The organism is Paenibacillus sp. N22P23, from assembly GCF_059383735.1.
Map to the genome: position 1 here is coordinate 225,924 of NZ_JBXENT010000008.1, position 9,016 is coordinate 234,939.

Genomic DNA, 9,016 nt, shown 5'->3' on the forward strand with positions numbered 1-9,016 from the left:
CAATTCGAAAGGTTAAAATGATGGCATGACCGCATGCAAAAAAGCCCTCCGAGGCCGAAGAATGTTCGGCTTCCGAGGGCTGATCTTATGATTTTATAGCAGCGGCAGTTATCCTTCTCGATTATGGTGGCTCACATGATTCGCCTGCTTCGTCTTCTTTGATCCGGATAAGGGCTCTTGTTGATGGGAGTCGGGTGAACGCGACTTAGAATTCTGCTCATAAGGATTAGGTACGGGAACATTTTTGGGCTTACCCATTAATAAAGCACCTCGCTAATCAGAAATTCGAATTAACTCCGGGAATGAAGCAAATCCGTCGGTTCATCATGATTCAATTGATCCTGGTGGCGGCGATCATTCGTATCCTGCTGCAATTGCTGCGCATGATGGCTGTTCACCGGATTCTGGTCCAAATCTTCCACGACATTGCTTAAATTTTTATCAGCTGTTCCTTTAGCCTTTGTCATCGCTTGTATCTCCTGCCTTTCGCTTTGCGTACAGCCCTTGCCGGGAGTTAGGCTCCACCTCCGCTAAGCATGCGTCAGCCCGTGCAGCGCCTGTGCGCACTCATGAATATGACGGGTATAATCCTGCACGAGCTGCTGAATAATGTCCGTGCGTTCATCCACCGTACGACCGTCTTTCTCCACATCAATTAACGTCGTTTGAATTTCGCGGCTATCCACATAAGCAACTTTAAAATCTAACGTGTACATCTGGTGTCCTGCTATATGAATCGTGACACGTAGAGCTTTTGGATCCGCCTCATCCGGCATAACCTCGGCGCGGTCTGTAGGTTGAACTGTTTCCGGCAGCGTACGCTGCCATGCTGCAGTCAGCTGCTGTTGATCAATCGACAACTCGTCGTGTTTGCTCATCGCTTACCACCTCCATGCCGATAATATGCGGCTTTGGCTGCCTTTTTATGCGGCTTGCAGCGTTTAAGCAAATAGGAAAAAAGCGCCCAAGCGAATGATCGTTTGAGCGCTGTGCTGTAAAAGTTATGGCGGAGAGGGTGGGATTCGAACCCACGTGGAGTTGCCCCCTAACGGTTTTCAAGACCGCCCCGTTATGACCGCTTCGGTACCTCTCCATTGTATCAAGTTCCCTTTTTGAAAAGGTCACAAGATGTATTGTACCACAGACGAATTCAGATAAGCAACTCCAAATTACGCCTGCGGTCGAATAATAGTTAAGCTCGTATTAACGTGCTGCGATAACTTCTAGTCCGCCCATATAAGGACGAAGCACTTCCGGTACAATAACCGTACCGTCAGCTTGCTGGAAATTCTCCAGAATCGCTGCAACTGTACGTCCTACCGCAAGTCCCGAGCCATTCAGCGTATGCACGAATTCCGGCTTGCTCTTCGCTTCCGGACGGTAACGAATGTTTGCACGACGCGCCTGGAAGTCCTCAAAGTTCGAGCACGAGGAAATTTCGCGGTACGTACCGCCGCTCGGGATCCATACTTCAAGATCATACGTCTTCGCCGATGTGAAGCCCATATCGCCCGTGCAGAGCGTCAGCACGCGATAAGGAAGGCCAAGCAGCTGCAGCACTTTCTCGGCGTTTGCAGTGAGCTTCTCGAGCTCTGCATAGGAGTCCTCCGGCTTCACCAGCTTCACCAGCTCAATCTTATTGAACTGATGTTGGCGGATAAGGCCGCGCGTGTCACGTCCTGCAGAACCGGCTTCCGAACGGAAGCAAGCACTGTAAGCCACGAAGTTCTTCGGCAGATCTTCCGCAGACAAAATTTCTTCACGGTGAATGTTCGTAACCGGTACTTCTGCAGTAGGGATCAGATAATACTCCGTGTCCGCAATCTTAAAGAGATCTTCTTCGAACTTCGGCAGTTGACCGGTACCGATCAAGCTGTCACGGTTAACGATATAAGGAGGGAGCACCTCTTCATAACCGTGCTGATCGCTATGTAAGTCCATCATAAAGTTAATCAGTGCACGCTCCAGACGAGCGCCTAGACCACGATAGAACACGAAACGCGAACCGGTTACTTTCGCCGCGCGCTCGAAGTCCAGAATGCCCAAATCCTGTGCCACTTCAAAATGCGCCTTCTGCTCAAACTCAAACGCAGGCACTTCCCCATGACGGCGAATTTCAACGTTGTCTTCTTCCGATGCACCAACCGGTACCGACTCATTCGGTACGTTCGGGATCGCCAGCATAAGGTCCGCAATTTCGGCTTCGGCTACACGAATTTCTTCGTCCAGCGCCTTGATACGGTCGCCAACCTCGCGCATCTCCAGAATAAGCGCTTCTGCGTCTCCGCCGCTCTTTTTCAGTTTCGCAACCTCTTGCGAAACGGTATTACGACGGTTCTTCAACTGCTCCGTCTCCTGCAGCATATCGCGCCATTTGCCATCCAGCGCCGGGAACCCTGCGATCAAATCTAGCGATTTGCCGCGATTCTTCAGGGCTTGCTCTACTTTAGCGTAATCATTACGCATCAATTTAACATCTAACACGGAAGGTAACCCCTCTCTTTATCATTTTCATTTATTGCCTGTTCAAGCAACTTGCATACTGACAGCGATACCATGGGAGCCCAAACGGCAAAAAGACTGCGCATACGCAGTCTTTCCCCGTTATTCTTTAGCCGCAGCGGCCGCTTCCTTCGCCATATCGAGGAAATACGCATGCAGACGATAATCGTCTGTCAGCTCCGGATGATAGGACGAGGCCAGCAAATGCCCTTGACGTGCCGTTACAATTTCACCGTTATACGTCGACAGGATGTCTACGCTCGGCGATACTTCTTTGATAAGCGGTGCACGGATAAATACCGCACGCACCGGCTCATCGATGCCTTTAATCGGCAAGTCCGTCTCGAAGCTTTCGCGTTGACGACCAAATGCGTTGCGGGCGACAGTCATGTCCATCAGCTGCAGATGCGCATCATCTTGGCCTTCAATGCGGTTCGCAAGTACGATAAGACCTGCACAGGTGCCGAATATCGGCTTGCCTTGCTCGGAGAAATCACGAATCGCATCGATAAAGCCGTAATGACGCATCAGCTTCCCAATCGTAGTGCTTTCTCCACCGGGAATGATGAGACCGTCCAGCTCTTCCAGCTGTTCCGTCCGCTTTACAGCGACGCCTTCACCACCCGCGGCTTCTATGCTTCGTATATGTTCCGCAACGGCGCCTTGAAGCGCCAGTACACCAATCTTCATCGGTTCATGCCTTCCTTCCGGAATTACCAGCCGCGATCCTGCATACGCTCGGAAGGATTCAGCTTGGAAATTTCAATGCCTTTCATAGGCGTGCCCAAGTTTTTGGACACTTCTGCGATCAGCTTGTAATCCGTGTAGTGCGTTGTAGCTTCAACGATAGCACGGGCAAATTTCTCCGGATTATCGGATTTGAAAATACCGGATCCAACGAATACGCCGTCAGCGCCCAGATGCATCATCAATGCAGCATCGGAAGGTGTCGCCACGCCGCCTGCTGCAAAGTTTACTACCGGCAGCTTGCCAGTTTGATGAACATCCAAGAGCAGATCATAGTTTACGCCGAGGTTTTTAGCTTCTGCATACAGCTCGTCCTTCGACAAGTTTTGTACCTTACGGATTTGACCCGTGATCAAACGGATATGACGTACCGCTTCAACGATGTTACCTGTTCCCGGCTCGCCTTTCGTACGCATCATAGCTGCGCCTTCTTGGATACGACGAAGGGCCTCACCAAGATCCTTCGCTCCACATACGAACGGTACAGTGAATTCGCGCTTATCGATATGGAATACTTCGTCTGCCGGCGTGAGCACTTCGCTCTCATCGATATAGTCCGCACCCAGTGCTTCCAATACGCGAGCTTCTACATAATGCCCGATACGCGCTTTCGCCATTACCGGGATCGAAACAACCTTCATTACTTCTTCAAGTATTGTCGGATCTCCCATGCGGGCAACGCCGCCTGCAGCACGAATATCAGAAGGTACACGCTCAAGGGCCATAACAGCCGTTGCGCCTGCCGCTTCAGCAATCTTTGCTTGCTCAGCATTCGCAACGTCCATAATGACGCCGCCTTTTTGCATTTCAGCCATACCGCGTTTTACGCGTGAAGTTCCTGTTTCCATGTTCGTGAATCCTCCCAAAAAGTTTTTGCACTGTCATCCGTGAATCTGAATCGTTCCGGACTTGCTAGCTCTAACCAATAATTTTACATCATAGAAGAAAAATCGACAACCATGAATTCAAAGTAAACGGGTTGCCTATTCATGTATCTAGAATAAATCAACGATCCCTTTGAACAAGCCGGAGATAAAGCCGCCAAGTGCGCGGAACATCAGACGCCACCAGCTAGCCTTCTTCACTTCCTCGGAAGTAATCAGCTTCACTGTTTTCTCGATGGACTTGCCTGTATCCGGATCCTTATACGAGTACGTAGCTGTGCCGACTTCTTGACCGTTTGCAATCGGAGCTACAAGCTCATCTTCCGATTTCAACGTTACGTTCTTCAGCTCAATGCTAGGCGTTGCATTTTTTTTCACGAGGTAAGTCACGTCGGACGCCGTCATGATCGGCACTTCCTTCTTTTTACCCTTCTTTATTTTGACCGTCTTTGCCGTTTCTACAACCGTCTTCGGCGCAACAATCGTCTTTTTCTCAAAATTATTGAATCCGTAGTCGAACAATTTCGCCGTTTGGACGAATCGCGCGGATTTAGAAGCCGCATCCATGACAACCGAAATCAAACGCAAGTCGCCTCGTTTCGCCGTTCCTGTGAAGCAATAACCTGCCGCACCGATATAGCCGGTTTTCATCCCGTCCACACCTGGATAGGCAAATTGCTTAAACGATTGCACGTTTTTGTTCGATTCCAGCATCCAGTTGAGGTTAATCATGTCCGTCTTGTCACGCTCACGGAATCTGTAGCTTGGCGTACTCGAGAACTCGAGAAATTCAGGGTGCTTCTTTACCAGAATGCTTGCGAATTTAGCCAAGTCGCCTGCAGAAATAACAGTCGTATCAGCAAGACCTGTCGCACTCGTAAAATTAGCCGTTTTAAGCCCAAGCGCTTTCGCAGTCTCGTTCATTTTCACAACAAAAGCTTGCTCTGTGCCCGCAATGTGGTCGGCAAGCGCAATTGTAGCATCATTAGCGGACTGAACAGCCATCGCCATATATAAATCTTTGACCGAATGTACATCCCCTTCAGCCAAGTAGATTGCGGAACCATCAGGAGGAATGTCTGCAGCTTCTTTCGAAGTCGTTACCATATCTGTCAGCTTCAAGCGGCCTGCTGTAATCTCTTCCAGCACGAGATACTCCGTCATCAGCTTCGTCATACTTGCCGGTGGATAAGCGGTGTCTGCATCTACGGCATACAGCACTTGTCCGGTATCTGCATCTATGAGGACAGCTGAACGAACTTCTATTCCAAGCGGATTCGGAGTAACTTCTGCGGCATAAGTAGTGTGGGAACCTAAATTAACAGTGAGCATCGTGGCAATTACAGTCGCGCAAATGGTCGGTACAAAGCGTACCCAGCCCTTTTTCGGTTTCAACGTCTTCTCTCCTCTTCTATCATGCATTCTCTCTAGTATTGTAACACAAAGAGAGCTGTTACCAAAAAAGAAAGACAGGAAAACGGTGATTCCCACCATCTTCCTGCCGGGCAATTCTACTTTATTATGCTAGGTAAATAGAAGCGCTGCAGCAACTACGATTACAACGAGTAGTTAGGTGCTTCTTTCGTGATTTGAACATCATGCGGATGGCTTTCACGCAAGCCGGCGTTCGTAATCCGCACAAATTGCGTGTCGTTCTTCAGCGCTTCGATATTAGCAGCGCCGCAGTAGCCCATGCCGGAACGAAGTCCGCCGATAAGCTGATGAACCGTATCTGCGAGTGGTCCTTTATAAGCAACACGGCCTTCAATGCCTTCCGGAACAAGCTTGTTCTCGTTCTCTTGGAAGTAACGGTCCTTGCTGCCTTCTTTCATAGCGCCGATCGAGCCCATACCGCGGTATACCTTGAAACGACGACCCTGGTAGATTTCCGACTCGCCCGGGCTTTCTTCCGTACCCGCAAACAAGCTGCCGATCATAATCGCGCTTGCGCCAGAAGCGATCGCTTTGGTTACATCGCCGGAATACTTGATGCCGCCGTCTGCAATGATCGGTACATTATATTCGCGTGCAACCGATGCACAATCGTAGATGGCCGTAATTTGCGGAACACCGATACCTGCGATAATCCGAGTTGTACAGATCGAACCAGGTCCCATACCCACTTTAATAACGGAAGCTCCTGCTTGAATCAATTCACGTGTACCTTCGCCTGTAGCCACATTGCCGGCCACAATAGTGAGGTCCTCATACTTGCTGCGAAGCAAACGTACCATTTCAATCACGTTCTTCTGGTGACCGTGGGCCGTATCAATGACAAGCACGTCAACACCAGCGTTAACAAGCGCTTCTGCACGTTCCGGCGTATCCTTAGCAATACCAACAGCGGCGCCGCACAGCAAGCGTCCTTGACGGTCTTTAGCTGAATGCGGGAATTGAATGGCTTTCTCGATATCTTTAATCGTGATAAGCCCTTTAAGTGTGTTTGTATCATCCACCAAAGGAAGCTTCTCGATTTTATGTTTCTGGAGCAGGATTTCTGCTTGTTGAAGTGTTGTACCGACAGGAGCCGTAACTAGATTTTCTTTTGTCATGACTTCGCTGATTTTGATGGAGTAATCATGAATGAAACGAAGGTCGCGGTTCGTAATGATCCCGACCAGTTTCTTATTCTGATCCACGACAGGTACACCGGAGATCCGGTATTTGCCCATCAATTCCTCTGCATCGTACACATGGTGATCAGCTGTCAGTGAGAAAGGATTCGTAATAACGCCGCTCTCCGAACGTTTTACACGATCTACTTCTTCCGCTTGTTGTGCAATAGACATGTTTTTATGAATAATTCCGATGCCGCCTTCACGCGCCATAGCAATCGCAAGCTTTGCTTCTGTTACTGTGTCCATTCCCGCACTCATTAGCGGAATGTTCAGCTTCACATTCGGGCCAAGTGTTACAGATACATCTACTTCCCTCGGCAATACTTCCGACTTACGCGGCACTAGCAGTACGTCATCGAAGGTCAATCCTTCTTTGGCGAATTTATTTTCCCACACAGACTTGTTCCTCCTCTTGCAATTTACGTTCCCAAAACGAGCCTCCAAAAACCACAGTTTTCGAATAGGCTCGCGTATATTATTGCAATATTAGCAGAGGGGTAGGGGGCTGTCAAGGCAAAGGCAGCAGGGGGAATTTGTCCATATTACGAACGATAATCATACTTGCAATTCGAGCTCCACAACAGAAATTCATGGATACCTTGCTCGCGCGCGGCTTGGATTTGCTTATTCACTTGTGCGGCACCGTATTGCTGATGAGGATGAACCCACCTCGCGGTAAAACTTTGCAGCCATGGTCGAATCGTGGCAGTCGACTGGCTGCCGCTGCTTTGAATAATCGCATTTCGCCGCTTCGCATCCATCATCGCCTGCCTGATAATCGGGTAAGGATTGAGATCAGGTTGTTTTACTCCGTACATGCCTGTCGAATAGTGAGAGGGGTAGGTCATTGGTGAAATCACGTCTACTGCACCCGATACTGCCCGCCACGATTGGCCAATCCCCATATCATTCGTAGAAGAGGTGACTAATCCGAATACATCTGCTGAAACTCGGGCACCGGATTTATGCACGCTCGTTCTTGCCTGCCGAAGAAAATAGGCGATTACATCCGACTTCGTTCTGCCTCCACGATCTCCATACCGCACTTCGCGATCTACCTTTGCCCCATTATCGGGAAAACGCACATAATCGAATTGAATCTCATCAAAACCTTTAGCAGCTGCTTCTCCTGCAATCGCAGCGTTATATTGACGTACTTGTTTCTGAAAAGGGTTAAGCCACGCTTTCCCCTGCGCGTCAGCCCACACGCCGCCACCTTGCTTCTGCAGTGCCATACTCGGATACATCTTGGCGTAGAGCGGATCCTTGAAGGCCACCACTCTTCCGATGACATAGATGTGCTTGGCTTTGAGCTTTGCTATCAATCCTTCGATATCCGAAATCGCCACATGACGGTCAGCCCTAATCGCATGAACAGCCGGCAGCGCGGAGTCATACGTTAATTGACCGTAATCGTTCTTCACATCAATGACCATGGCATTTAGATCGGTCTTATCTAACAGATCAATAAGAGCATTCATCCGCTTCTTGCTGCCGGCGACCCAGCCGGAAACATAAATACCTCGAACCGGCTGTTCTGGCTTGTGCATTTTACGAGATGTTGCGACAATCGAATGCTTATTATTAGTTGAAGTTGCTGCACTTGTTAGGTTCTCTGTTATTGTTTTCATTCTAGGGGCTAATCTGCTTTCATGTTTTACAGTTAGTCGTTGTAAATCCGTGTTGACTTGACTTTGTTGCTTTAATGGAGGAAGACTGATTTGATCTTGCCGATCAGCCGAATTACACCCTGTACAGAAGACCATCCCCGACAAAATCATCGTGATGCTCATCTTCTTCACGCCGTCCATCACCATCATCAGCTAGCACCTCCAGTACGTTGAATGACTACGTTACCAGTAGTATGTGCCCGCCAATCCTTACAATTGTGTAGGAGATGTAACCAGGATTGGTAAAAAACACAACAAAAAACCGACCATATGCATGGTCGGTTAATCGTGCTTGGCAACGTCCTACTCTCCCAGGACCCTGCGGTCCAAGTACCATCGGCGCTGAAGGGCTTAACGGTCGTGTTCGGGATGGGTACGCGTGGTTCCCCTTCGCCATCATTACCAAACGTGAGTCGTGTTAACGAACTCTACTTGCAAGGCTTGCGCCTTGAAAACTGGATACGAACCTTTGCGAAGGTCTTGATTAGCTGATCTTGTCCGAAGTTGAACATCCGAGCGAATGTTCGTAGGATAAGCCCTCGACCGATTAGTATTCGTCAGCTGCATGCATTGCTGCACTTCCACCTCGAACCTA

General features: G+C 49.2%; 10 protein-coding genes, 1 tRNA gene and 1 rRNA gene. All 12 read right to left on the bottom strand.

Features of this window, described 5'->3' with window-relative positions; all coding sequences use genetic code 11:
• Positions 1-108 precede the first annotated feature (108 nt).
• Positions 109-258 carry a small acid-soluble spore protein P gene (locus AC506A_RS25255; RefSeq protein ID WP_495463761.1) on the bottom strand — a complete coding sequence of 50 codons (150 nt, stop codon included), beginning with the start codon at positions 256-258 and terminating at the stop codon, positions 109-111.
• Between the two features lie 32 nt (positions 259-290).
• Entirely contained in the window at positions 291-467 is a 177-nt protein-coding gene (locus tag AC506A_RS25260) for a hypothetical protein (protein ID WP_495463762.1), read from the bottom strand.
• A 63-nt stretch (positions 468-530) separates the two neighbouring features.
• Entirely contained in the window at positions 531-878 is a 348-nt protein-coding gene (locus AC506A_RS25265; RefSeq protein ID WP_495463763.1) for a hypothetical protein, read from the bottom strand.
• Between the two features lie 126 nt (positions 879-1,004).
• A tRNA-Ser gene (locus tag AC506A_RS25270) sits at positions 1,005-1,093 on the bottom strand.
• Positions 1,094-1,203: 110 nt separating this feature from the next.
• Positions 1,204-2,484 carry a serine--tRNA ligase gene (serS, locus tag AC506A_RS25275; RefSeq protein WP_495463764.1) on the bottom strand — a complete coding sequence of 427 codons (1,281 nt, stop codon included), beginning with the start codon at positions 2,482-2,484 and terminating at the stop codon, positions 1,204-1,206.
• Positions 2,485-2,604: 120 nt separating this feature from the next.
• A complete protein-coding gene (gene pdxT, locus AC506A_RS25280; protein WP_495463765.1) occupies positions 2,605-3,192 on the bottom strand; it encodes a pyridoxal 5'-phosphate synthase glutaminase subunit PdxT in 588 nt (195 codons plus the stop codon).
• Between the two features lie 23 nt (positions 3,193-3,215).
• On the bottom strand, positions 3,216-4,097 hold the full coding sequence (gene pdxS / locus AC506A_RS25285; protein WP_475783644.1) for a pyridoxal 5'-phosphate synthase lyase subunit PdxS: 882 nt from the start codon (positions 4,095-4,097) through the stop codon (positions 3,216-3,218).
• Positions 4,098-4,244: 147 nt separating this feature from the next.
• Positions 4,245-5,528 carry a D-alanyl-D-alanine carboxypeptidase family protein gene (locus tag AC506A_RS25290; protein ID WP_495463766.1) on the bottom strand — a complete coding sequence of 428 codons (1,284 nt, stop codon included), beginning with the start codon at positions 5,526-5,528 and terminating at the stop codon, positions 4,245-4,247.
• 161 nt (positions 5,529-5,689) lie between these two features.
• On the bottom strand, positions 5,690-7,147 hold the full coding sequence (gene guaB / locus AC506A_RS25295) for an IMP dehydrogenase (protein WP_495463767.1): 1,458 nt from the start codon (positions 7,145-7,147) through the stop codon (positions 5,690-5,692).
• 146 nt (positions 7,148-7,293) lie between these two features.
• A complete protein-coding gene (locus AC506A_RS25300) occupies positions 7,294-8,571 on the bottom strand; it encodes a putative glycoside hydrolase (protein WP_495463768.1) in 1,278 nt (425 codons plus the stop codon).
• 140 nt (positions 8,572-8,711) lie between these two features.
• Positions 8,712-8,828 (bottom strand): 5S ribosomal RNA (gene rrf / locus AC506A_RS25305).
• Positions 8,821-9,016 (bottom strand): hypothetical protein (locus AC506A_RS25310; RefSeq protein WP_495463769.1); only part of this gene is annotated, 196 nt, incomplete at its 5' end. The genes rrf and AC506A_RS25310, both read right to left, overlap by 8 nt.